This is a genomic window from Cupriavidus sp. GW822-FHT03E04, from assembly GCF_058801495.1.
The window spans coordinates 101,576-125,564 of the sequence record NZ_JBXANI010000003.1; the positions used below are offsets into that span (position 1 = coordinate 101,576).

Sequence of the window (23,989 nt, forward strand, 5' to 3'; positions counted from 1 at the left end):
GTGCTCCTGCTCAGGTCACCAGGCCGCGCGTCTGGTGACGCTCGGCCTTGTAGGTGCCGCTGTCGAGCACGTCGCGCAGGATTTCCACCGCATCCCAGACTTCGGTGAAGCTGGTGTACAGCGGCGTGAAGCCAAAGCGCGCGATGCGTGGCTCGCGGTAGTCGCCGATCACGCCGCGCTCGATCAGGGCCTGCACCACAGCAAAGCCGTCCGGATGGGCAAAGCTCACATGGCTGCCGCGGCGCGCATGGGCGCGCGGGGTCACCAGTTCGAGCGGGTGCGCGGCGCAGCGTGTTTCCACCAGTGCGATAAAGAGGTCGGTCAGCATCAGCGACTTGGCGCGTAGCGCTGCCATGTCGGTCTGGGCGTAGATATCGAGCCCGCATTCGACCATGGCCAGCGAGGCAATGGGCTGGGTGCCGCACAGGAAACGCGCTACGCCTTCGCGCGGGCGGTAGCCGGGTTCCATCGCGAACGGCGCGGCGTGGCCCCACCAGCCGGACAGCGGTTGCCAGAAGGCATCGCGCAGCGACGGCGCGACCCACAGGAAGGCGGGCGAGCCGGGGCCGCCGTTGAGGTACTTGTACGTGCAGCCGACCGCGTAGTCCGCACCCGATGCCTTGAGCGCCACGGGCACGGCGCCGGCCGAGTGGGCCAGGTCCCACACCGTGAGCGCGCCGCGGGCATGCGCCATCTCGGTCACGCTGGCCATGTCGAGCATTTCGCCGGTCTTGTAGTTGACATGGGTCAGCATCAGCACGGCGGTGTCGGCGTCCACCGCCGCATCGATCTCCTCGGGCGCATGCACCAGGCGCAGCGAATAGCCTTGCTGCAGCAGGTCAGCCAGCCCCTGTGCGATGTAGAGGTCGGTGGGGAAGTTGCTGGCTTCCGATACGATCACCTTGCGCTTCGGGTCGCGGGTCTGCTGCACGCGCAGCGCGGCCGCCAGCACCTTGAACAGGTTGGCGGAGGTGGTGTCGGTCACCACGACTTCGTCCTCGCCGGCGCCGACCAGCGGTGCCAGCATATTACCCAGGCGCTGGGGCAGTTCGAACCACCCGGCCGTGTTCCAGCTGCGGATCAGGCCCGTGCCCCATTCCTCGCTCACCACTTCGGCGGCGCGTGCCGCGGCGCTGCGCGGGCGCGCGCCCAGCGAGTTGCCATCGAGGTAGATCACGCCTTGCGGGAGCGCGAACTGGTCGCGCAGGTGGCGCAGCGGATCTTCTTGGTCGAGGGCGAGGCATTGCTCGCGGGTCAGTGCGGTCATGTGTGAGAGGTTTCCTGGGGGGAGGTTGGGGTCGGGTCGTTCAGTGCGATCATTCAGGCCAGGCTGCGCAGCACGGCACGCACCGGGCTTGCATCGAGTCCGGCAAAGCGCAGGGGCAGGGCAATCAGTTCGTAGTCGGCCTCGGTCACGGCGTCGAGCACCAGGCCTTCGAGGATGGCCAGGCGATGCCGGCGCACCATGTTATGCGCGGCCATGGTCTTGGATTCCTGTGGGTCCAGCGAGGGCGTGTCGATGCCGACCAGCGTCACGCCGTGCTCTGCGAGCAACGCGATGGTTTCCGGCGCGACCGCGCAGAAGTCCGGGTCCCACTTCGCCAGCGGTGCTTGCTGGTAAGTGCGCAGCAGCACACGCGGCGGTACGCCTGCCAGCGCGTGTTCGATGTGGCGGGGCTCGACCAGCGGGGCCGCACCGATGCAATGGATCACCCGGCACGGGCCGAGGTAGGGCGCCAGGTCCACCGCGCCGATGGGCGCGCCGTCGGCGGCGTAGTGCAGCGGCGCATCGGCATGGGCGCCGGTGTGGGGCGACAAGGTAATGCGCCCGACATTGACGGGGCAGTGGGCGTCGATCTGCCAGTTGCGCTCGAGCTGGAACGGCGTGTCGCCCGGCCACACCGGCGTGTCGGGCGAGAGCGCGGGACTGATATCCCAGAGCTGGCGCGGCCTATCGTTGGTATCGGGGGTGGGGCGGTTCGTCATCGGGGGCTGACGCCTGGGAGCGGCGTTCCAAGGCTCTTCATGGAGCGGATGACGGCATGATAGTCAATATTACGGACAAGAGGCTTGCGAAATGGCCCGTGGATTCCAATGGTTTTCGCATAGAATTTCATTTGTGAAGAGATTTATGGAAGAATCTGCGAAATGAACCTGGATCCCATCGATTTGCGCATCCTGACCTGCCTCCAGGAGAACGGGCGCATCAGCAACCAGGACCTGGCCGACCGCGTGGCGCTGTCGCCTTCGGCCTGCCTGCGGCGGGTGCGTTTGCTGGAGGAGGACGGTGTGATCGGCGGCTACCGGGCGTGGTTCGACGCCGAGCGGCTCGGCCTGGAACTGGAGGCGATCGTGCAGGTGTCGATGCGCCCCGAAACCGAGGGCTGGCACGATACCTTCAACGCGGCGGTGCAATCCTGGCCTGAAGTGGTGTCGGCCTACATCATCACCGGCGACAGCAATTACATCCTGACCGTGCAGGCGCGCAACCTCAAGCACTACTCGGATTTCATCGTGAACCGGCTCTACCGCACGCCGGGCGTGATGGATATCCGCTCGAACATCGTGCTGCAAAGGATCAAGACGGATGGCTCGCCGCTGGCGGTCGTCAAGGGCGAGCCGCGGCCCTGAGGGCTGTCGGCACTCAGCGCGGCGCGTGCAGCGCGATCAGGCGGCGCAAGGTGTCCTTGAGCTGGTTGCCCTGCGCGACGCCAAAGTCATCCAGCACTTGTTGCTCGTGCGTGGCGGCCTGGTCGAGCAGGGCGCGGGCGCGGCTGCGGCCGCGCGCGGTGATCGATACCAGTGCATGGCGGCGGTCCAGGGCGCCGTTGCGCCGCGTGACGAGGCCGTCGGCGGCCATGCGGTCGATCAGCTTGGTCAGGGTGGGCTGCTTGGTGAGCGTGATATCGGCCAGCGTGCCGATGGTGCAGTCCGGCCGGTCGGCCAGCGTGGCCAGCACGCGCCATTCGGGCACGGAAAGCCCGGCTGCCTCGACCTGCCGGTGGAACTCGCCCGACACAAGGTGGCTGGCCCGCGCCAGCAGATAGGGCAGGTAGCCATCTACAAAAGCGTCTGGGGCCGCCGGGGCCGGCTTGGGCGAATCCTTCATGGCTGCTGCGCCCGGACTTCAGTCCGTCAGCGGATCGGTGGTGGCAAAGCGGCCGTCGTGGAACACCAGCGGGTTGCCCGCGTTGTCGTGCACGCCGCAGCGCTCCACCTCGCCCACGAAGATGACGTGGTCGCCCTCGTCGTAGCGGCTGCGGTTGTGGCATTCGAACCAGGCCAGCGCGTTGGCCAGGATCGGCAGGCCGTTCTCGGACAGGCGGTAGTCGACACCCGCGAAGCGGTCGCCCTTGAGCGTGGCGAAGCGCTGGCACAGGTCCAGTTGCGAGGCCGACAGCACATTGATGATGTAGTGCGAGCCGTCGCGGAACATCGGCAGGCTGTTGGCGCGCGTGGCCATGCTCCACAGCACCAGCGGCGGATCGAGCGAGACCGAGTTGAACGAGCTGGCGGTAATGCCCACGAACGGCGCGCCCGGCGGCGAACCAGGGCCCGCGCGGGTGGTGATCACCGTCACGCCGGTGGCGAACTGGGACAGCGTGCGCCGGAAGTGCAGCGTATCGAAATCGGGAGAAGCGGCCTTGCCGATGATGCTTGGCGTGGCCTCAGGCATGCCCATAGCGCGGGCTCCACTGGGATCCATGAAATTTCATATATTATTTGCGCCAGCGACAAGAATCACAAGCACAAAGCTAATGCGTCCGGCGGGAGGCATCGGTGGGCTGGCGCACCAAGGCCATTCCCCCGGGACCCTGCCAGGATCGCAGCAGATCGCACCAGGAGGAGACCTATGCTCATCGAGCAAATCGAGCACCGCTGGCTGGCGGCTTTTCGGCGCACCCTTGAACTGTGCGCCCTGTCCGCCCAGGAAGTGGTTGCGATTGTAACGGAGTCCCAATCCCGACGCGTCAATGTGGAGTTGGCGGAACTGGCGGTGCAATCGCTGGGCGCCACGCCCGTGCGCATCCGGGTGCCGTCCCCGGCGCTTGCCGCCCCCGCGCCCGTGCGTTCCACCGGCGCCAGCGATGCCTTGCAGCAACTCGCCCCGGTGGTGGCCGCCTTGCAGCGCTGCCACCTGGTGATCGATTGCACCGTGGAGGGCCTGCTGCATGCGCCCGAACTCCCGCTGATCCTCAAAGGCGCCGACGGCGTCGTGCCGCGCCTGCTGATGGTCAGCAACGAACATCCCGAGATCCTGGAGCGCTGCGTGCCCGATCCCGCGCTGGAGAGCAGCGTGCGCGCGGCCATGAAACGGTTGCGCGGCGCAGGCGAGATGCGCGTGCATTCGGCCGCCGGCACCGAGCTGCGCGTCGGGCTCGCAAGCGCGCGCGTCGGCGGCGTCTGGGGCTACTGCAACAAGCCCGGCCAGGTCGCGCACTGGCCCGGCGGCCTGTGCCTGGCCTTCCCCGCCGGCGGGCAGGTCAACGGCACGCTGGTGCTCGCGCCGGGCGACGTCAACCTGACCTTCAAGACCTACCTGCGCGACACCATCGTCTGCCATATCGAGGATGACTACATGGTCGGCATCGAAGGGCAGGGCATGGACGCCGACATGATGCGCGGCTACTACGCGGCGTGGGCCGACCGCGAAGGCACGCGCGACGCCTACGCGGTTTCGCACGTGGGCTGGGGCTTGAACCCGCAGGCCCGCTGGGATGCGATGACGTTCTACGACAAACGCGACTGCAACGGCACGGAGCTGCGCGCCTTCGCCGGCAACTTTCTCTACTCCACCGGCGCCAACGAGGTCGCCGGCCGCCACACGCTGGGCCACTTCGACCTGCCGCTGCGCAACTGCACGATCACGCTCGACGGCGTGGGCGAGGTGGACGAAGGCCGGCTCGCCGGCCCGGCCACGCCCGAAGCGGCCCAAACAAACAACAAGGCAAGCGCATGAACGAGAACGTGAATCCTGGCCCCCAGCCCCAGCCCCAGCCCCAGCCCCATGCCAATGGCATCTCCATCATCGCGCAGGGCACCGGCCCCGTGGCCGTCGTGATGCTGCATGGCATCGGCGGCGGCAAGGCCGCGTGGCCGGCGCAGATCGCTGCGCTGGTGCAAGCGGGCTATCGCGCGGTGGCCTGGGACATGCCTGGCTACGGCGACAGCGCCATGATCGATCCCTGTGATTTCGCCGGGCTGGCGCATGCCTTGCAGCCGGTGCTGCAGGCTGAGCGCGACGCGGGCCGGCGCGTGGTGCTGCTAGGCCACAGCATGGGCGGCATGGTCGCGCAGGAAGCTTACGCAGCCATGCCAGGACTGATCGACGCAATGGTGCTGTCCGGTACGTCGCCCGCATTCGGCAAGGCCGATGGCCAGTGGCAACGCGACTTCGTGGCCGCGCGCACGGCGCCGCTCGATGCCGGCAAGACCATGGCGGAGATGGCCAACGGGCTGGTGCGCGCCATGGTCGCGCCGCAGGCCGAGCCTCGCGCGGTGGCGTTCGCCGCCAGCGTGATGGCGGCCGTGCCGCCCGACACCTATCGCGCCGCTTTGCAGGCGCTGGTGCGCTTTGACCGGCGCGAAGTGCTGGCGTGCATCACCGTGCCGGTGCTGGTGCTGGCCGGCGAACACGACGCCAATGCCGCGCCCGCCGTGATGGAGCGCATGGCGCAGAAGATCGCTGGCGCCGAGTACCTGTGCTTGCCCGCGGTGGGCCACCTGGCTTGCATGGAGCGCCCGGCGGATTTCAATGCCGCCGTGCTCGGCTTCCTGGGGCGGCATTTCCCGCTGCACTGAATCCACAAGAACATCGAGGCATCGCCACGCGTGTGGCCGATGCCCGGGAGACACGATCATGCCATTGGACTTCATCCCCGCCGTCGGCAGCGCCGATTTCACCGAGGCGCAGGAGCGCCTGCTGACGCTCGCCAACCGGCTTGGCCGCGAGCGCTTTGCCCCGCGCGCGGCGCAGTGGGACCGCGAGGCCAGCTTCCCCTTTGCCAACTATGATGATCTGCGCGAGGCCGGCCTGCTGGCCTTGTGCGTGCCGCGCGAGTTTGGCGGAGAGGGCGCGGACTTCGCCACGTATTGCATGGTGGGCGCGGAGATCGGCCGCTTTTGTGGCGCCACCGCGCTGACCTACAACATGCACATCTGCTCCACCATGTGGACCGGCATGCTGGCCGACGGCATCGCCATGACGCCCGAGCAGCGCGCCGAGCACGAGGCCCGGCGCGAGCTGCACTTTGCGCGCGTGGTGAAGGACGGCGCGATCTACGCTCAGCCCTTCTCGGAGGGCTCGGCCGCCGCAGCCGGGCGCGCGCCCTTCGGCACCAGCGCACGCAAGGTCGAAGGCGGCTGGGTGCTCAATGGCCGCAAGATCTTTGCGTCGCTGTCGGGCGCGGCGGACTACTACGGCATCCTCTGCACGGAGGAGTGCGCGGACCACTCGCCCGATATGCGCGACACGCTCTACATCGCGGTGCCGGGCGAGGCCGAAGGCCTCACCGTGACCGGAGAGTGGGACCCGATGGGCATGCGCGGCACGGTGTCGCGCACGCTGCTGCTCAAGGATGTGTTCGTCGCCGACCAGGAGCAACTGATGCCGCGCGGCGTCTATTACAAAGCGGCGCAGACCTGGCCATCCATGTTCTTCACGCTCTCGCCGACCTATCTCGGCGTGGCGCAGGCCGCATACGACTTCACCGTGCAGTACCTGCGCGGCGAAGTGCCGGGCCAGCCGCCGGTGAAGCGCCGCATGTATCCCACCAAGCAGATCGCCGTGGCGCAGATGCGCATCCAGCTGGAGAACATGCGCTCGATCTTCTGGCGCGTGATTCATGAAGCCTGCGCCAGCCCGGGGAAGGATGCGCGCATGCGGCTGTACGCTGCGCACTACAGTGTGATGGAAGGCGCTAACGACATCGCCCGGCTGGCGATCCGCACCTGCGGCGGCCAGTCCATGCTCAAGGACCTGCCGCTGGAGCGGCTCTATCGCGATTCGCGCTGCGGCGCGCTGATGCTGCCCTGGACCGCCGAGCTGATCCTGGACCGCATGGGGCGCGAGACCCTGTACGAGTCGGGCGAGCGCGACGAATGAGCGAGCGCGCCAACCGGCTGTTCGCTGGCACGCCGGAGCCGGGCGCGCTGCTGCGCACGCTGCATGCGCATGTCAGTGCCGCGCCCCTGCGCCCGGCGCTGCATAGCCTCGGCTACACCATCGACTATGGCAAGCTGTGGCGCCGCGTGGAACGCGTCTGCGCACACCTGGCCGGCACCTGGGGCGTGCAGCCGGGCGATCGCGTGGGCACGCTGTGCCTGAACCACGATCTGCAGCTCCCCATCCTGTTCGCGTGCGCAAGGCTCGGGGCCATCTTCGTGCCGCTGAACTTCCGGCTGGCCGTGCCGGAGCTGAGCGCCATCGCCGCGCATGCGGGCATTCGCCTGCTGTTCCACGATGCGCCGCACGCGCAGGCTGCGGCGGCGGTGGCAGCCGCCCTGCCGGAGCCTGCCGCGCGGGCGCCGATCGATAGCCTGATCGACCGGCCGGCGCCGCTGGACACGCCCCTGCCGAGGCCATCGCAGCCGCCCGGCGAGGCGCCCCTGCTACTGGTCTACACCTCCGGCTCCACAGGCCATCCCAAGGGCGCGCTGCACACGCAGGCCGGCTTGCTGGCCAACGCGCGCGCGAGCTGGTGGGCGCACGGCATGACGCGGGACGACCATGTGCTGTCCGTGCTGCCGCTGTTCCATGTGGGCGGCTTGTGCATCCAGACGCTGCCGGCATTGCTGGCCGGGGCGCAGGTGACGTTGCACCAGCGTTTCGCGCCGGATGCCTGGCTCGATGCGTGCGCGCAGACGCAGCCCACGCTGTCGCTGATGGTGCCAGCCACGCTGCGCGCCGTGCTGGAACATCCCGGCTGGCCAAGCGCGGACCTCTCTTCGCTGCGCGGCGTGATGGCTGGCTCCTCGCCGATTCCCCGCGCGTACATCGATGCCTTCCATGCGCGCGGCGTCCCGCTCGGGCAGGTCTACGGCGCTACAGAGACCGGTCCCGTATCGGTCGTGCTGCGCCTGGACCAGGCCAAGGCCCGGCCCGGCTATGCCGGCTGGCCCCAGCCGGAGGTACAGGTACGGCTAGCCGATGCGCAAGGCATTGCGGTCGCCGATGGCGAAGTGGGCGAGCTCTGGCTCGCGGGCGCCAACCTGATGCAGGGTTACTGGCGGCAGCCGGAGCATCCGGATTTCCGCGATGGCTGGTTCCGCTCGGGAGACCTAGCGCATCGCTATACCGATGGTTGCATCGAGGTGGTCGGCCGCAGCAAGGACATGATCATCTCGGGCGGGGAGAACATCTATCCGGCCGAGATCGAGAACGCGCTGCTGGGCCTGCCCGGCGTGCTGGATTGCGCGGTGGTGGGGCTGCCGGACGCGCGCTGGGGCGAGGTGCCGGTTGCCGTCGTGGTGGCTGCCGCCGGCGCGGATCGCGCCGCGCTGGCGCCAGAGGCGCTGCGTGAAACGCTGGCGCTATCGATTGCGCGGTTCAAGCTGCCGCAGCGGGTGGTGCTGGTGGACAGCCTGCCCAGGAGCGCGCTTGGCAAGGTGCTCAAGCCCCAGTTGCGGGCGATGGTGGCGGCGTCGTTGCGCTAGCGTCCGGCTGGCCTTGCAGAGCCTCGGCCAGGAACGCCACGAACGCGCCCACCTTCCGTTGCAGGTGCCGGTGGCTGGCATAGAGCGCATAGATGCTCCGGCCGGCCAGCGCATGCTCCGGCAGCACCCTGACCAGCTCGCCGCGCGCCAGCAGGGGCAGCGCGATGAATGAGGGCAGCGCGCCGATGCCTAGCCCGGCCAGCAGCATATCGCTGAGCAGCAGGCTGTTGTTGGCCGAGAAGCGCGCGGGCACTTCGATGCTGGTGGTGCCTTGCGGCCCTTCCAGGTGCCAGCTGCCGGGATAGTCGGCCAGCTGGTAGGCCAGGCAGTCGTGGTTGCGCAGATCCTCGACGGTGCGCGGCGTGCCGCGCGCTGCCAGGTAGGCGGGGGCGGCGCAGATGGTTTGCTCTACCTTGCCCAGCCGCCGCGCGATGAGGGACGAGTCCGTCAATGCAGAGCGGATGCGCAGCGAGACGTCGAAGCCCTCCGACACCACGTCCAGCAAGCGGTCGTCCAGGGTCAGCTCGACCTGTACCTGCGGATAGCGCGCCATGAACGTCACCAGCAGAGGCGAGAGCACCTTGAGCCCGAACGATAGCGGCGCGTTCACGCGCAGGCGGCCGCTGATCTCGTCCGTGCCGGCGGCTGTGGCCCGCTCCAGCGCATCGAGCTCGTCGAGCAGGCGGCAGCACTCGGCAAAGTAGGCGCGGCCGGTTTCCGACAGGCGCATGCGGCGCGTGGTGCGCTGGATCAGCAGCGCGCCCAGGCGCGCCTCCAACTGGCGCACCTGCTTGCTGACCGCGGCGGTCGACTGCCCGAGATCGGCGGCAGCCTGGCTGAAGCTATCGCGTTCCACCACGCGCCGGAAGGTGCGCATCGCCGCGAGCAGATCCATATATTTTCCTGTTGGTTGAATATGTTTGTCTGAATTTGCAGATTATCTACCATCACGTGCCTAATAGGATGGCGGCATGCCTTCCACGTTGCTGTGGAAACCGCCAATCCAGTCAGGAGTCCACTATGTCCTTTCGTCTTACCCCTGCCGCCAGCGCCACGCGCCGCCTGGCCGCTTTTTCCCTGCCGCTGCTGTTCGCGCTACTGAGCGGCGCCGCTGGCGCGGCGCCCCAGGTGGGCGTCAGCCCCTGGGGCCCTAAGGATGAGATCGGCCGCCTCAACCTGATTACCCCGGCCTCGCGCGCCGCCATCATGGCGCGGGTTTCCGGCACGCAGGCCTACGACCTGGCGGTGGACTACTTCATCGGCATGCCGAGTTGGCAGGCCGCCGGCGATCCGCCCTACCAGATGTGGATGACCCATACCCCGCACGGCAACCTGGTGGCTGATTCCATGCAGGTGGGCGAGGCGATGAACCGGCATGTCAGCTACAGCGGCTCGGCGGTTTCCATGTATGCCCACATGGGCACGCATATCGATGCGCTGAACCACTTCGGCCTGAACGGCAAGATCTGGAATGGCTATTCCGCTGCCGAGCACCTGGGCGATCGCGGCTGGAAAGTGACAGGCGCGGAGAAGTTGCCGCCGATCGTCGCCCGTGGCGTGCTGATCGACGTGGCCGCGGCCAAGGGGCTGGACATGCTGCCCGACAACTACCGCGTGACGCGCAAGGACCTGCGCGAAGCGCTGGACAAGCAAGGCGTGGCGCTGGAGCAGGGCGATGTGGTGCTGATCCGCACCGGGCGCATGCAGCACTATGAAAACGCCCAGGCCTATATGGCCAACCCGCCGGGACTGGGACTGGATGCAGCCAGGTTCCTGGTCGAGGAAGGGGGCGCGATGGTTGTGGGGGCCGATAACCTGAGCTTCGAGACGTTCCCGGCGGAGGTGCCCGACAACTACATCCCGGTCCATACTTATTTGCTGGCGCAGCAGGGCGCACCGATCATCGAGCTGGTGAACCTGGAGGCCTTGTCGCGCGAGCGCGTCTACCAGTTCGCTTTTATCGGCGCCTCATTGAAGTTCCGCGGGGCCGACGCCGCGCCGATCCGGCCGGTCGCTTTGCCGATCCGTTAGGCGCGGCGTCCATTGCAGTCTCGGGCGGCGTGAAGGGTGGCGAACGAGTATGCTACCTATAGTCATGAGCCGGAGAGATCAAGATGGACAACGAGCATGAGATTGCCACGCTGGGCGGTGGTTGCTTCTGGTGCCTGGAAGCGGTGTACCAGCAAGTCAAGGGCGTACGGGCCGTGGAGTCGGGCTATACCGGCGGCCACGTAAACCATCCGACTTACGAGCAGGTGTGCAGCGGCGACACCGGGCACGCCGAAGTGGTGCGCGTGACCTTCGATCCCACGGTGATCAAGTTCCGCGAGATCCTGGAGATCTTCTTTGCCATCCACGATCCCACCACCCTCAACCGGCAGGGCAACGATGTCGGCACGCAGTACCGCTCGGTGATCTTCACCAACACGGAGCCGCAGCGTGCCATGGCCGAGTATGTGATGCGGGAGGTGGCGGAGCACAAGCTCTACGATGCGCCGCTGGTGACGCAGATCGAGCCCACGCAACCGTACTGGCGCGCGGAGGAAGGCCACCAGAATTACTTCCAGAACCACCCGAACCAGGGCTATTGCTCGTTTGTGATTTCACCCAAGCTGGCCAAGTTCCGGCAGAAGTTCGCGCATCACCTGAATCGCTGATGCGCCGGGCCTGCGCTCAGCTTGCTTCCAGGCGCTCGGCAATGGCCTCGGCCAGCCGCACACAAGTCAACGGCGCCGAGCCTTCCGCCTTGTTGCTGACGATCACATAGGCGGGCTGGCCCGCGCGCAGCGTGCGCACCACCTGCTCGGCGATCACCGCGCGGGTATGCGGGTCTTCGTCGATCAGCCGGTCAAACGGCGCGTAGCGGGATTCGGCTTGCTCGTAGGCAAAGCCCGCATGCAACATCCACCGCAGCACCAGCGGTCCTGGTGCGCCCTCGTCCATGAGTGCTTGTGCTGGCAGTTGCCGTTCGGCCGGCGGCATGCGCTCGCGCGCGGACAGGCAGAAACGCACGCCGCGTGCGCGCAGCAGCTTGATGAAGCGCGGCGTGAGCAAGGCGGCATCGCGCAACTCCACAGCGTAGCAGGCGTGCGGTGTCGTGGCGGCGTCGAGCGCGGGCAGGGCGCCGAGGAAGGCGTCGAGCCGCGACAGGAAGCCGGCGCTGTCGGTGGCCATCGCACCTAGCGGGGAAAGCTGGAACAGCAGCGGCCCGCACTTAGCGCCGAGGCCCGCGGTGGCCGGCGCGATGAAATCGCGCGCGGCGATCTCGGCATCGAGGAAGCTGGCGTTGGCCAGCCGGCCGGCGCCTTCGGACGTGCGCAGCCACGGATCGCAAACGCTGGCAGGTGCCTTGATCAGGAAGCGGAAGTGCGCGGGCACCTGGGCCGCGTAGGCAACGTAGTCGGCAAGCGGGATCGGCGCGTAGAACCCGCGATCGATGCCGGCGGCACGCAGCAAAGGATGCTGCGAGTAGGCGGCCAGTCCTTTGCGCGAGAGCAGGCTGTCGGTGTACTCCCCCTGGTAGACCAGGCCGTTCCAGCCGCCATAGGACCATGATGATGTGCCGAGATGCAGCCCGGCCGGCAGGCGTTCGGCCAGCGCGAGCAGGGCAGGGTCCGGGGCCGGCGCCAGTACACTTTTGCCGCGCGATGGCTTGGCGGCAGCGGTCGGGGAAGCTCCGGCAAGTGGTGCGGCGCCGGCAGCGGCCACCCCTGGCGGCTCCAGCAGGCCGCCGAACAGGTCTTCAGTCAAGCCGATTTTCAGTCAAGCGATTTGTCGTAGATGTAGCGGCGCGACCAGGGCAAGCTCTGCGACGAGAGGCCGGCCTTGTGGCAAACCACCTGGTAGATCGACATCTGGTCGGTATCGAAGGCATGGCCGCAGCCTGCCAGGTAGACGCGCCAGATGCGGTATTTCTTCTCGCCCACCATGGCCCGGATGGTATCACCCTGCGCTTCGAAGTTGTCCGCCCAATGTTGCAGCGTGCGCCGGTAGTGGCCGCGCATCAACTCTACATCGGTGGCTTCCAGGCCGCCGCGCTGCAGGGTGTTGAGCACCATGCCGATGTGCGGCAGCTCGCCCTGCGGGAACACGTAGCGGTCCATGAACTCGGAGCCGTCCATGGGCGTGGCGCCGCTGTCGGGGTCGGGCGACGTGATGCCGTGGTTCATGGCGAAGCCATCATCGGCGAGCAACTCGCGCATGCGGCCGAAATAGGCGGGCAGGTTGTCCTTGCCGACGTGCTCGAACATGCCGACGCTGGTGATGCGGTCGAAGGTGCCGGCCGTGTCGCGGTAATCCTGCAAACGGATCTCGATGCGGTCGGACAGGCCCGCCTGCCTGACGCGTTCGGTCGCCAGGTCGAACTGGTTCTGCGACAGCGTGATGCCCACGCAGCGCGCGCCGAACTTTTCCGCCGCGCGGATGACCAGCGCGCCCCAGCCGCAGCCAATGTCGAGCAAGGTCTGTCCGGGCTGCAGCCGGATCTTGGTCAGGATGTGGTCGATCTTCTTGCGCTGGGCGGTGGCAAGGTCTTCATTGCCATGCTCGAAGTAGGCGCAGGAGTACACCATGCCCGGGTCCAGCCAGAGCCGGTAGAACGCGTTGGATACGTCGTAGTGATACTGGATCGAGGCCTTGTCCGCCGCCTTGGTGTGGGCGAAATGCTGGGCCACCCGTGCCAGTGCGCCACCGGCCTGCGCGCTGGCGGCAGCCGAGAAGCGGTAAGCCACGGCGATGATGTCGCTGAGCGTGCCGTCCAGGTCGATCTTTTCCTGGACATAGGCTTCGCCGAGATTGTCGAGGCTGGGCGTGAGCAGCAGGGGCAGGGCACCCGCCTCGCGTATGGTCAGGGTCACCGCGGGATGATCGAAGCGGCCGAGCGGATACTCGTTGCCGTTCCATAGCCGCAGCCTCACAGGGAGATTGGCCCGGTCGCGCAGATCGGCGATCCAGTGGTCCAGTTGCTTGTCCAGTGCTTGCTTGAAAAACATGCGGCCTCCCTCCTGATGGTTGCGGCACACTCCTCGAACTACAGCACAGGGCAGGCGGGGCCTGCTCCTGGTGGCCGCTTCCTCACAAAACCGGAAAGCGACCCTGACTTACTTTACGACAATTCCTAATTTTGTGCAGTGCGCGGCCTCGGCAACCGGTGGCACCGCGGCTCATGGCGCTCAGGGCGCTCAGGGCGACAGACGCACGATTTGCCAGCTGCCGTCCGGCGCCAGGCGGTAGGCGATCCGGTCGTGCAGGCGCGACGGGCGTCCCTGCCAGTACTCGATGCGGGTCGGCACCAGCCGGTACCCGCCCCAGTGCGCCGGCCGCGGCGGGTTATCGCCGAACTTGGCGCGGAAATCCGCTTCGCGCTGCTCCAGCACCGTGCGGTCCGCCACCTCGCGGCTCTGCTCCGAGGCCCATGCCCCGAGGCGCGAGCCGAGCGGACGCGTCGCGTAGTAAGCATCGCTTTCGCTATCGGTAACTTTTTCAACGCGTCCTTCCACGCGCACTTGGCGCTCCAGCTGCACCCAGTGGAACAGCAGCGCCGCGCGCGGGTTGGCGGCAAGGTCCAGGCCCTTGCGGCTTTCGTAGTTGGTGAAGAACGTAAAGCCCTGGGTGTCCATGGCCTTTAGCAGCACAATGCGTGCCGAGGGCTGGCCGTCGGCGTCGACGGTGGCCAGCGTCATGGCATTGGGTTCCGGGAGCTTGGCGTGGATGGCTTCATCGAACCAGCGCTGGAACTGGCTGATGGGATCGGACGCCACGTCGGATTCGGACAGCGATCCGAGTACGTAGGTGCGGCGGAGGTCGGCGAGTTGGGTCATGTCGGATCAGGTATCGAGTCAGCAGGCCGCGCGCGGGGCAAGCATGCACGGCGCCGGCGGCCTGTCTGATTTGAGTATAGCGAAAGCGCAGCGGACCGCATTTGCGCCTAAGCAACTCATGCGCGATGCCGTGGGCGCCTCAGGCCGGCGGCTGGGGCAGCTTGCGGGCCTGGCCACGCGAGTAATAGCCGGCCACGCCCATTGCCCCTGCCATCGACAGGAAAATCGGCAGCATGCCAAGCGCCGTGCCGACCACGCCAAAGGTCAGCGGCCACACCACCTGGCTGGTATTGAGCACGGCCGAGCGCAATCCCAGGGCCTCGCCGGCGCGCCCGGTGGGCGAGGCCGTGTGCAGGATGTTCATGACGTTGGGCTGCGCGCTGCCGAGCGCCAGGCCTAGCAGGAAGGCCAGGCAGCACATCAGCCAGAACTCGGCCGCGAAGGGGTAGAGCAGGTAGGCCACCGCCCCGACCAGCAGCGCGACCCGAATCACCTTCCACTCCGAGAGCCGGCGCGACACCAGCGGCATTGCCACACGGATGGCGAAGGTGGCAATGGCGAAGGCACCCAGCACCCAGCCGACCGACGACGGCGAAAGGCCAACCCGGGTGCCCTGGATGGGAATGAGGAAGGCGTGCAGGTCCCAGGCCGCCGACAGGACCGCGCTGGCGATAAAGACCGCGCGCAACTCCGGGTGGGCAAGCAAGCCCAATGTGGAGTTGCGGGTGCCGTCCACGATGGCGCCGCGCGCGGCGCGCCCGCCGTGTGCCGGCAGCCGCCCGCGCATGAAGTACAGGCCGACCAGCCCTGCGGCCGCTACCGCCACCAGCACAAAGAAAGCCGGGCGGTAGCCAGCGTGCTCGATCACATAGCCCATCATCACCGGGCCCAGCGTGCCGGAGAACGAGAATCCCAGCGCTTGGAGCGTGTAGTTGCGCAGCCGCGTGCCATCGGTGGAAATCTGCCCGATCAGCAACTGCATGGCGACCTGCACCAGCATGAAGCCGACGCCGATCAGCGCGCAGGAAAGGTAGAGTGCCGCGATGCCCGGCCACACCGCCGGCAGCAGCGTGCCCGCGACCACCATCAATGAGCCCGCGGTCATCGGCTTGCGTGGCCCGATCTCGTCGATGCGCTTGCCGGCATGGATCGCCAGCAGCATCGGCAGCAACGCATAAAGCGACATCAGGATGCCGAGCGTGACGGTCGAGGCTTTGAGCGAGAGGGCAAACAGTGACACCACGACGCGGCTGGCATTGAAGGCTACGTGGTTGCACACCGTTAGGGCGATCAGGCAGCCGATCGGCGGGACGGTGGCATGTAGCGGCGTCATGCAGGGGCGGGGGCTGGAGGGGAAATCGGGAAAAACAAGTGCGGCCGAAACCGCACCCTGAGAAGGACGCCAGCCTCGAAATGCATCGGAGCCAGACATCCGCTTCATGCCACGTATTGGAAACTTCGTTGTAAATGGCCGTTTAATTATGCGGCCGAATGTGGGCGATGCACAACGATGCCTTGCATTGCAATGCACCAAAGTGTTGCGTAATTGCGTCGACGGCGGGATGGGTGTCGCAAGGTGTCGCAAGCAGGCAACGCCCGGCTTGCAACCGAGCGGCGCACCGCCGGTCAGCCGCCCTGATAGAGCGTATTGCCTGGTGCTGGCCGATCGGGTGCGCCGGGGCGCGACGGTGCAGTGGGCTTGACCGGTGCCGAGGCGGCGGGCGTGGCTTGCGCGTCCGGCGAAGGGGCAGGGCCGGCCGCCTGGCTGGTCTTGCCGGTCTTCGGGTCGCGGTAGGCCTGCCCCGGCGGCGGCGCGGTCGGGCGCGTGCGAATCTCCGCCAGCAGCTTGCCGCACTGGCTGTCGGGCGCAGCCGATAGATCGATCAGGGGCAGGACTGCCGTGGCCACCGGCGCGACCAGCGCCAGTGCCACCACGCCGCCGGCGCGCAAGGCCAGCACGCCGATGTCCGGGCTGACCGAGGGCTTCTTCAGCGTGCCGCCCACATAGAGCGGCGAGCGCAGCGAGAAGATGCGCAGCCCCTTGGAATCCGGCCGCACGGTGAGCGCTAGCCGCTCGCTGCCAAGGTCGATGGCGCCGCTGGTGTCGATCACGGCGTCCTGGGTGTCGATGACGAAGACGCGCGAGCGCGCCACGCCGTTGGTGAAGCTGAAATCGCTGACGCCGCAATGGATCTGCACCGGCTTGTCGCCGAACAGCTTGGAGATCACCACGCTGCCCACGTTCAGGCCCATCGCCTCGAGCAGGAATTTGCTGACCGTGCCGTTTTCCACCAGCAGCTTGGCCTCGCCATTGGACGAGCCCAGCAAGGCCGCCACCGAGTTGCCGGTGGCGCTCAGCTTGGCGCTGCCATTGACCTCACCCACGCTGGCGCGCATCGACTCGAACTTCGGGAACAATTGCTTGAGCTGGAGGTGGCGCGCTTTCATGTCGATGGTGGCGGCGAGCGGCTCGCGCTTGCCGTTGAGCTGCAGCGAGGACATCAGGTTGCCGCCGGCCACGCCGAAGTTCAGCGGGTCCAGTGTCAGCACGCCATCGTCGAGCTTGAGGTGGGTGACGAGGTCGGTGATCGGCAGGTCGGCGGTACGGATGATGCGCTTGCCGGTGAACTTCACGTCGGCGTCGATGCTGTCCCAGCGCTCGGTACGGAACGGCGCCACCGGCAGCGCCTTGTCGGCGGGCTGGCGCACTGTGCTGTCGGATGCTGCCTGCCCGGGCTTGGCGTCCGCACCGATCAGCGGAGCCAGGTCCTCAAAGCGCAGTTGCTTCGATTCCAGTTCGCCCGACAACAGGGCGCGTGGCTGGCGCTGCGTGTAGGTGAGCGAGCCGTTCAGGTCGCTGCCGCCGACGCGCCCGGAAAACTTGTCGTACCGGTACACGGAAGCACCTTTGCGCAAGGTGGCAACCAGCCGGCCGCGGGTCTCGTAGGGCGGAGTGCTCGGCAGCACGATGCCGGTCAGCGCGTACAGCTTGGCCATGTTGTCGCCGGACAGCTGCAGGTGCATGTCGAGCGCGCCCAGGTGGGCGGGGTTGGTCAGCGTGCCCTCCACGACCGCGCGGGTGTTGCCCACCCGCACATCGGCCTGCAGCGGGAAGGGGTCCTGTGTATCGCGCAGGCTCAGCACGGTGCCGGCCTTGCCGGTGGCGTTGATGGTGGCCTGGTTGTAGCGTCCCGTGGCCTTCCAGCGCAGGCCATAGCGCTGGCCGGCGCTGCCGGGCTGGCCGACGGCGCCGGCCGTGCCGGATGCCGGGGGCGCGATCAGGGCGCCGTCGCGGGTCTTGTCGTAGAGGGCGGCGTCGCCGATGGTGTCCAGGCGCGCCTGCAGCTCAATCTTCATTGCCTGGTCGTCCAGCGCCAGGTCGCCGCGCGCCAGCGAGATCTCGCCGATGTCGAGCCGCCATGGCGATGGCGACTTGCCGGCGGGCGTGACGAAGGTCCAGTTGTTGCGCTGGTCGGCCAGCCGCTCCAGCCAGACCGCGGGGCTGTCGACGGTAATGCTGGGGATCGAGATCTGGTGGGAGAGCAGGGGCAGCGGGCGTAGCACGAAGATCAGCTCGCGCACGGTGGCAAAGTTGGCCTCCTGTGCCCATTCCGGGTTGCCGACGGTGATATCCCGGGCAGACAGGCGTGGCCAGGGGACCCAGGTGTGCCAGCCGGTCTCGCCCTCGGCGCTGCGCCAGGTCAGGGTGAGGTCGCCATTGACGGCAAAGGGCCGGCCGATGGCCTCGGTAACCTTCTGGTTCAGCCACGGCTTGAGGCGGTTCCAGTCGAAGGTCAGAATGATCACGACAAGCGCCGCGATCAGCACCAGCGGTGTCAGTACACTCCAGAGAACGGCCTTGCGGCGCAGGGGCATGGGATCGGTTTCCTGGTTGGCGCCGGCAGCCGCGCGCACTCTGCGAGACAATGCGGCGGTCGAACCACTGCTGTGGGTATTGTATAGTTGCGCGCCCCGCTCCCCTGTCGGCGCTTGGCTGACAAGGTGCGGCAACGCGCGCTTTTCCCCCGCAGTGTCCTCCAATTCAGCCAGCTTCGAGCGTAGAAATGAGCAACCCCGTCCCCGCAATCTCCACCCAGCCGGAACCGGAGCTGGCGCAACTGCCGCCGGCCCTTACCCACGAGAGCCCGGAGGATGACGACTACCACCGCCGCTTCGGCGGCGTGGCGCGCCTGTACGGCGCGGCGGGCCTGGCGCGGCTGGAGGCGGCCAGCGTTTGCGTGGTCGGCATCGGCGGGGTGGGCAGCTGGGCGGCCGAGGCGCTGGCGCGCAACGCGGTCGGCCGCGTCACGCTGATCGATCTGGACCATATCGCGGTATCCAACACCAACCGCCAGATCCACGCGCTGGGCGACGCCTATGGCCGCGCCAAGGTGCAGGCCATGGCGGAGCGCATGGTGCAGATCAACCCGCGCTGCCGGGTAACCGAGGTGGACGATTTCGTGACCCCGGAGAATCTGGTCGAACTGCTCGACGGGCACGACTACATCATTGATGCGATCGACTCGGTCAAGGTCAAGATCGCCATGCTGGGCTGGGCCCGCCGCGTGGGCCGGCGCATCATCACCTGCGGCGGCGCCGGCGGCCAGCTCGACCCGACCCGCATCCGCGTGGTGGACTTTTCCCGCACCGTGCAGGACCCGCTGCTGGCCAAGGTGCGCTCCACCCTGCGCAAGGACTGGGGCTGGCCGCGCAACCCCAAGCGCAAGTTCGGCATCGACGCGGTCTTCTCCGACGAGCCGCTGCGCTATCCGGAGCCCGAGCAGCAGTCCTGCGAGATCGACGAGGCCCCGCAAGCCGCGCCAGGCACCTCGGCTGAGCCGCCGGCCGGCCCGCAGGGCCTGGCCTGCGCCGGCTTCGGCTCCTCGGTGGCGGTCACCGCGGTGTTCGGGATGGTGGCGGCGTCCAGCGTGCTGGCCGCCCTCACGGCGCCGGACGTTTCGACGGCGCCGGAATGAGCATCGCGGCGGCTGGCTACGCCGCGAGCGTGGCCAGCAGGGCGTTCAGCGCGGCGTCGTCCGGCGCCGTATTGTCGAAGTAGGCCAACTCGGGGTACTGCGCCGGCTCGGGCATGAAGCGCCGGGTGCGGTAGTCGTCCCAGTGCGCCAGCTTGTAGGCATCGTTTGGATTGGCACGCTTGACGATGCGCGCATGCGCCTCGTTCTCCGGCAGGTGCACCCACAGGGTGCGCACGATGGTGCCGGCGGGCACGTGCAGCCATTCGGGATCGTGCAGCAGGTGGTCGCGCACCTCGCGCGATAGCGGGCCCACCACGATCACGCTGATGCCCAGGGCGAGGTTCTCCCGCGCGGTATCCAGCAGGCCATGATATTCCGCATTGCGCAGGTACTTGAGGTAGGTCGGGCTGTCGCGGTCGTTCGGGTCCCCAGTCAGCGCGCCCATTGCGGCGGCGCTATAGCCGCCGTAGAGCGTGTCCTTGTCGAGCAGGCAGAACGGCTCGCCGGTGGCCTGCATCAGTGGGCCGATCAGGCGGTGGGCCAGGGTGGTCTTGCCGGTGCCGGCATGGCCGCAGAAGAAGAGCAGTCGGGGCATGGGAAGCCAGGAATCAGCCTGGTGCGGTGATGGAGCCAGCCCTGAGCATACCCTGCGCGTGCCGCCGGCCTTGGCGGCGCTGCGGTTTGTCCTGGATCAGTCCGGGCCGCCGCGGATTCGGTATCCTTGCGGTTTTCGCGATGTTGTCCCTTCCGATATGACCGATTCCTCTTCGCCTGGCACCGCCACGCTGGCCCCCGACCTGTTGTTGGGCGAGCCGGTCACCGATGCCACCCACGCCGAATTCGTCCAACTGCTGGATGCCGCCACGCGCGCCGACGATGCGGGCTTCCTGGCAGCCCTGGACGAGTGGATCGACCACACCCGCCATCATTTCGGCCAGGAAGAAGCGTGGATGGAGGCGATGGCCTTCGGCCCGCAGCATTGCCACCGCGGCGAGCACGAGCAGGTGCTGGCGGTGGCCGGTGCGGTGCGCGACAAGGTGGCCGAGGGCGACCTGGCGCTGGGCCGGCGGCTCTTGTCGGAGCTGCCCGGCTGGTTCGACCAACACGTGAAGGCGATGGACGCGATGATGGTCAACCACATGCGCGAGAACGGCTTTAGCCTGATCGAGGCGCCCTCGGAGCAGGCGGGCTAAATGGCCTGGATGGCCTAGATTGCCTAGCTGGCGTCGGCGGCAGCCCGGTCCAGCACGACAAAGTGCTTGCGCACCGGTTCGAGCACCTCGAACAGGCCGGTGAAGCCGGCCGGGATCACGCAGGCGTCGCCGGGCCCGAATTCACGGGCGTTGCCCGCGTCGTCGCTGATGCGCAGGCGGCCGCTGATGACATGGAAGAACTCCTCCTTGCCAGCCGGAAACGCAATGCGCCACGCGCCCGGCTCGCAAGCCCAGATGCCGCAATCGAAATCGCCCTGGCTGGCGCTGTAGTGCGTCCAGGTGGTGCGGTCCGGGTTGCCGGCAACCAGCCGGTCCGGGCGTGGGCGATCGTGGCTGGGAAGCGGTTCGGGGTCGGTCTGGAAGTCGATCAGGCGGGGCGGGGAGGCAGTCACGGCGGAACAGGGCGGTTGCAGGGAAATAAAACGGCGGGCCCGGCCCGCCGCGTTCACCCGCCAGTTTAATTGAGCGCCGAGGCCAGCAGCCGGCGATAGCGCGACACCACGTCAGGCTGGTCGCTCATCAGCTTGAATACCGACAGCATGGCCGTGCGGCCGATATCGTCCTCGAAGGTGCGATCCGTGCGCGCGATGGCCAGCAGTTGCTCCAGCGCCGGCTCATATTGCCGATGCGCGATCAGCGCGCGCGCCAGGTCCAGCCGCGCCTGCAGGTCACCGGGGGCGTCGGCGACACGGGCCGCCAGGGTGGCCGCGTCGGGCAGGTCCGAGGCACCGCGCATGGCCTCGATCCGGGTGCAGAGCGCAGCGTAGCCGTCCTCCTGGGCCGCGTTGGGGGACAACATGCCGAACTCCGACTGGGCCTGGTCCAGCGCATCCTCGTCCAGCAGGAAACCGATGTATTCAAGGCGAGCGGCATCAAAGCCAGGATCGAATGCCAGCGCCGCCTGGAACGCCGACCTGGCCGCCTCGCGGTCGCCCGCGCCGGCGGCGTCGCGGGCAGCACGCAGGGCCACCCTGCCCGGGTCGGGCATCACCCGGGCAACAAACTCGCGCAGCCCGGATTCCGGCAGCACGCCGGTGAACTGGTCCACCGCCTGGCCGTCGGCGAACGCCACCACGTGGGGAATGCTGCGCACGCCGAAATGCGATGCCAGCTCCTGGTTCTCATCCACGTTCACCTTGGCCAGCCGCCATTTGCCGGCCGCCTCGCCCTCAAGCTTTTCCAGCATCGGCCCCAAGGTGCGGCAAGGGCCGCACCACGGGGCCCAGAAATCCACCAGCACGGGGATGTGGCGCGACGTCTCGATCACGTCGGCGTCAAAATTCTGCAGGGTTACGTCGCTCATGGCTTGGCCTCGGAGTGTGGAACGCCGGCGCGAATGGCTCCACTCGCGCAAAGACGTCTTGTGTCTCATATTGGGACCGCCCCGCCGAATGCAACCTTTGCACGCCGCGCGGCATGGATGCCGGCGCAGGCAAGGGTAAGCGATGGATTGAAAAAAGAACGGTCGTTCGGTTATATTGCTTGACTGATTGCTGGTTTCGCCAGATTCACCTCTCGCCTCGCATCCAAGACCAGGTCGGATAGACCGCACAGGAGACCTTTATGCAGACCCCCCAGCCCGCGCGCCCGCATTTCCAGTTCTGGCCCAAGCGCGTGCCCACCAAGATCGTGCTGCCGGAGACCTCGCTCTGGTACAACCTGGTGGTCTCCGCCCATCGCTACGCCGACAAGGCGGCCATCCGGTATTTCGGCAACGCCATCACCTTCCGGGCGCTGGAAGCCCAGGCCAGCGCCATGGCGGGCTGGCTGCAGCAAAAGGCCGGCGTGAAGAAGGGTGACCGGGTGCTGCTGTATATGCAGAACTGCCCGCAGTTCATCATTGCCTATTACGCGATCCTGCGCGCGGATGCCGTGGTCGTGCCGGTCAATCCGATGAACCGGTCTGAGGAGTTCAAGCACTACATCACCGACGCGCAGGCCAGCGTGGCGATCTGCAGCGCGGATCTGGCCATGGGCGCCGAGCAGGCCAATAACGAGTTGCCGCCCGAGCAGCGCCTGCAGCACCTGCTGGTCACGCAATACAGCGATGCGCTGCCGGCCAGCTACGAGAACCCCGAAGACGCTCCAGGCGCCTGGCTGACCACGCAGCATCCGCTGCCGGCCGGCGCCACCCCCTGGGCCGAGGCGCTTGCCGCGCAACTGGTGCCTGGCCCGCATACCGCGGGCCCGGACGATATGGCGGTGATGCCCTACACCTCGGGCACCACCGGCTTTCCCAAGGGTTGCATCCACACCCACCGCTCCGTCATGCATAACGTGATCGGCGGCGGCATCTGGAGCGGTAGCGGCGCGGAATCGACGATCCTGGCGGTGCTGCCACTGTTTCACGTGACCGGCATGCAGTACGGCATGAACGGCCCGATCTACAGCGGAGCTACCGTGGTGATGCTGCCGCGCTGGGACCGCGAAGTCGCGGGCCGGCTGATCTCGCGCTTCCAGATCACGCACTGGACCAACATCCCGACCATGGTGATCGACTTCCTGGGCAGCCCGAACCTGGACCAGTTCGACCTGTCGAGCCTGCGCTATATCGGCGGCGGCGGCGCGGCCATGCCGCAGGCGGTAGCAGAGCGCCTGAAGCAGCAGTTCGACCTTAATTACATTGAAGGCTATGGCCTGTCCGAGACCATGGCGCCGACCCACAGCAATCCGGGCGAGCGGCCCAAGCTGCAGTGCCTGGGAGTGCCCACCTTCAATACCGACGCGCGCGTGATCGACCCGGTCACGCTCAAGGAAGTGGCGGTCAACGAGACTGGCGAGATCATCGTGTGCGGCCCGCAGGTGTTCAAGGGCTACTGGGGCAAGCCGGATGCCACGCGCGATGCCTTCATCGAGTTCGAGGGCAAGACCTTCTTCCGTACCGGCGACCTGGGCCGCATGGACGAAGAGGGCTACTACTTCATCACCGACCGGCTCAAGCGCATGATCAACGCGTCGGGCTTCAAAGTGTGGCCGGCAGAGGTGGAGAACTTGCTGTACAAGCACCCCGACGTGCAAGAGGCCTGCATCATCGGCACGCGCGATGCGTATCGTGGCGAAACCGTGAAGGCGGTGGTGGTGCTCAAGACGCATGCCAAGGGCAAGACCACGCCCGAGGAAATCATCGAATGGGCCAAGGAAAACATGGCGGCCTACAAGTACCCGCGTGTGGTGGAGTTTGTCGACGCGCTGCCCAAGTCGGGCACGGGCAAGGTGATGTGGCGCGCGCTGCAGGAAAGCGAGAACGCGCGCAGCGCGGAGTCGAAGCCAGCGGCCTGAGTGGCCCGAGCGGGTAGCGTCGCATCGGCGGGATGCGCGGGCACGT

At 67.4% G+C, this 23,989-nt stretch carries 23 protein-coding genes; 10 read left to right on the forward strand and 13 right to left on the reverse strand.

The window, feature by feature from the left end; all coding sequences use genetic code 11:
* Positions 1-10 precede the first annotated feature (10 nt).
* The gene (gene kynU, locus AC1RQC_RS04505; protein ID WP_492376352.1) at positions 11-1,267 is read right to left on the reverse strand and encodes a kynureninase; all 1,257 of its coding nucleotides are present in this window, start codon (positions 1,265-1,267) and stop codon (positions 11-13) included.
* A gap of 53 nt (positions 1,268-1,320) precedes the next feature.
* On the reverse strand, positions 1,321-1,986 hold the full coding sequence (kynB, locus tag AC1RQC_RS04510) for an arylformamidase (RefSeq protein WP_492882544.1): 666 nt from the start codon (positions 1,984-1,986) through the stop codon (positions 1,321-1,323).
* A 162-nt stretch (positions 1,987-2,148) separates the two neighbouring features.
* Here kynB and AC1RQC_RS04515 point away from each other — a divergent pair, with 162 nt between their 5' ends.
* Positions 2,149-2,631 carry an Lrp/AsnC family transcriptional regulator gene (locus AC1RQC_RS04515; protein ID WP_043348484.1) on the forward strand — a complete coding sequence of 161 codons (483 nt, stop codon included), beginning with the start codon at positions 2,149-2,151 and terminating at the stop codon, positions 2,629-2,631.
* A 13-nt stretch (positions 2,632-2,644) separates the two neighbouring features.
* Here the strand turns inward: AC1RQC_RS04515 and AC1RQC_RS04520 are convergent, their stop codons facing one another.
* Entirely contained in the window at positions 2,645-3,109 is a 465-nt protein-coding gene (locus tag AC1RQC_RS04520; protein WP_492882545.1) for a MarR family winged helix-turn-helix transcriptional regulator, read from the reverse strand.
* Positions 3,110-3,127: 18 nt separating this feature from the next.
* Positions 3,128-3,682 carry a flavin reductase family protein gene (locus AC1RQC_RS04525; protein ID WP_006162962.1) on the reverse strand — a complete coding sequence of 185 codons (555 nt, stop codon included), beginning with the start codon at positions 3,680-3,682 and terminating at the stop codon, positions 3,128-3,130.
* A 171-nt stretch (positions 3,683-3,853) separates the two neighbouring features.
* Between AC1RQC_RS04525 and AC1RQC_RS04530 the strand changes: the two genes are divergently transcribed.
* The 4 genes from AC1RQC_RS04530 to AC1RQC_RS04545 are packed head-to-tail and all read left to right on the forward strand — an operon-like array spanning position 3,854 to position 8,655.
* Positions 3,854-4,960, forward strand: coding sequence for a 2,5-dihydroxypyridine 5,6-dioxygenase NicX family protein (locus AC1RQC_RS04530; RefSeq protein ID WP_492882546.1), 1,107 nt, complete (start codon positions 3,854-3,856; stop codon positions 4,958-4,960).
* Positions 4,957-5,802 carry an alpha/beta fold hydrolase gene (locus tag AC1RQC_RS04535; protein WP_492882547.1) on the forward strand — a complete coding sequence of 282 codons (846 nt, stop codon included), beginning with the start codon at positions 4,957-4,959 and terminating at the stop codon, positions 5,800-5,802. The genes AC1RQC_RS04530 and AC1RQC_RS04535 overlap by 4 nt, the downstream gene beginning before the upstream one ends.
* A 58-nt stretch (positions 5,803-5,860) precedes the next feature.
* Positions 5,861-7,105 carry an acyl-CoA dehydrogenase family protein gene (locus AC1RQC_RS04540; RefSeq protein ID WP_492882548.1) on the forward strand — a complete coding sequence of 415 codons (1,245 nt, stop codon included), beginning with the start codon at positions 5,861-5,863 and terminating at the stop codon, positions 7,103-7,105.
* Positions 7,102-8,655, forward strand: coding sequence for a class I adenylate-forming enzyme family protein (locus AC1RQC_RS04545; RefSeq protein WP_492882549.1), 1,554 nt, complete (start codon positions 7,102-7,104; stop codon positions 8,653-8,655). The genes AC1RQC_RS04540 and AC1RQC_RS04545 overlap by 4 nt, the downstream gene beginning before the upstream one ends.
* On the opposite strand, the gene AC1RQC_RS04550 is transcribed toward AC1RQC_RS04545, so the two are convergent.
* Entirely contained in the window at positions 8,612-9,550 is a 939-nt protein-coding gene (locus AC1RQC_RS04550; protein ID WP_492375088.1) for a LysR family transcriptional regulator, read from the reverse strand. The two genes, AC1RQC_RS04545 and AC1RQC_RS04550, sit on opposite strands and share 44 nt — an antisense overlap.
* Positions 9,551-9,675: 125 nt before the next feature.
* Between AC1RQC_RS04550 and AC1RQC_RS04555 the strand changes: the two genes are divergently transcribed.
* Together AC1RQC_RS04555 and msrA are read left to right on the forward strand one after the other, a co-directional pair.
* Positions 9,676-10,686: a cyclase family protein gene (locus tag AC1RQC_RS04555; protein WP_492375089.1), complete on the forward strand. Its 1,011-nt coding sequence runs from the start codon at positions 9,676-9,678 to the stop codon at positions 10,684-10,686.
* Between the two features lie 83 nt (positions 10,687-10,769).
* Positions 10,770-11,312 (forward strand): peptide-methionine (S)-S-oxide reductase MsrA, encoded by a 543-nt coding sequence (gene msrA / locus AC1RQC_RS04560; protein WP_492375090.1) that lies wholly within the window; start codon positions 10,770-10,772, stop codon positions 11,310-11,312.
* 16 nt (positions 11,313-11,328) lie between these two features.
* Here the strand turns inward: msrA and AC1RQC_RS04565 are convergent, their stop codons facing one another.
* From AC1RQC_RS04565 to AC1RQC_RS04585, 5 genes are all read right to left on the reverse strand, one after another.
* Entirely contained in the window at positions 11,329-12,405 is a 1,077-nt protein-coding gene (locus tag AC1RQC_RS04565) for a DUF72 domain-containing protein (RefSeq protein WP_492827705.1), read from the reverse strand.
* A gap of 8 nt (positions 12,406-12,413) precedes the next feature.
* Positions 12,414-13,646, reverse strand: coding sequence for a class I SAM-dependent methyltransferase (locus tag AC1RQC_RS04570; protein WP_416049344.1), 1,233 nt, complete (start codon positions 13,644-13,646; stop codon positions 12,414-12,416).
* Between the two features lie 189 nt (positions 13,647-13,835).
* Positions 13,836-14,474: a pyridoxamine 5'-phosphate oxidase gene (gene pdxH, locus AC1RQC_RS04575; protein WP_174422553.1), complete on the reverse strand. Its 639-nt coding sequence runs from the start codon at positions 14,472-14,474 to the stop codon at positions 13,836-13,838.
* Positions 14,475-14,613: 139 nt separating this feature from the next.
* Entirely contained in the window at positions 14,614-15,807 is a 1,194-nt protein-coding gene (locus AC1RQC_RS04580; protein WP_492387202.1) for an MFS transporter, read from the reverse strand.
* A gap of 293 nt (positions 15,808-16,100) precedes the next feature.
* Positions 16,101-18,350, reverse strand: coding sequence for an AsmA family protein (locus AC1RQC_RS04585; RefSeq protein WP_492882550.1), 2,250 nt, complete (start codon positions 18,348-18,350; stop codon positions 16,101-16,103).
* 188 nt (positions 18,351-18,538) lie between these two features.
* Between AC1RQC_RS04585 and tcdA the strand changes: the two genes are divergently transcribed.
* Positions 18,539-19,450 (forward strand): tRNA cyclic N6-threonylcarbamoyladenosine(37) synthase TcdA, encoded by a 912-nt coding sequence (gene tcdA, locus AC1RQC_RS04590; protein ID WP_492882551.1) that lies wholly within the window; start codon positions 18,539-18,541, stop codon positions 19,448-19,450.
* A 16-nt stretch (positions 19,451-19,466) separates the two neighbouring features.
* Here tcdA and AC1RQC_RS04595 read toward each other — a convergent pair whose 3' ends face one another.
* A complete protein-coding gene (locus AC1RQC_RS04595; protein ID WP_416049340.1) occupies positions 19,467-20,045 on the reverse strand; it encodes a P-loop nucleotide/nucleoside kinase family protein in 579 nt (192 codons plus the stop codon).
* A gap of 157 nt (positions 20,046-20,202) precedes the next feature.
* Between AC1RQC_RS04595 and AC1RQC_RS04600 the strand changes: the two genes are divergently transcribed.
* On the forward strand, positions 20,203-20,643 hold the full coding sequence (locus AC1RQC_RS04600) for a bacteriohemerythrin (protein WP_174422549.1): 441 nt from the start codon (positions 20,203-20,205) through the stop codon (positions 20,641-20,643).
* A 23-nt stretch (positions 20,644-20,666) separates the two neighbouring features.
* On the opposite strand, the gene AC1RQC_RS04605 is transcribed toward AC1RQC_RS04600, so the two are convergent.
* Both AC1RQC_RS04605 and trxA read right to left on the reverse strand, forming a co-directional pair.
* A complete protein-coding gene (locus AC1RQC_RS04605) occupies positions 20,667-21,056 on the reverse strand; it encodes a cupin domain-containing protein (RefSeq protein ID WP_492375094.1) in 390 nt (129 codons plus the stop codon).
* Positions 21,057-21,121: 65 nt separating this feature from the next.
* Positions 21,122-21,967 (reverse strand): thioredoxin, encoded by an 846-nt coding sequence (gene trxA / locus AC1RQC_RS04610; RefSeq protein ID WP_492375095.1) that lies wholly within the window; start codon positions 21,965-21,967, stop codon positions 21,122-21,124.
* Between the two features lie 260 nt (positions 21,968-22,227).
* On the opposite strand from trxA, the gene AC1RQC_RS04615 reads away from it, so the two are divergent.
* Entirely contained in the window at positions 22,228-23,943 is a 1,716-nt protein-coding gene (locus AC1RQC_RS04615; protein ID WP_492375096.1) for a long-chain fatty acid--CoA ligase, read from the forward strand.
* Positions 23,944-23,989 lie beyond the last annotated feature (46 nt).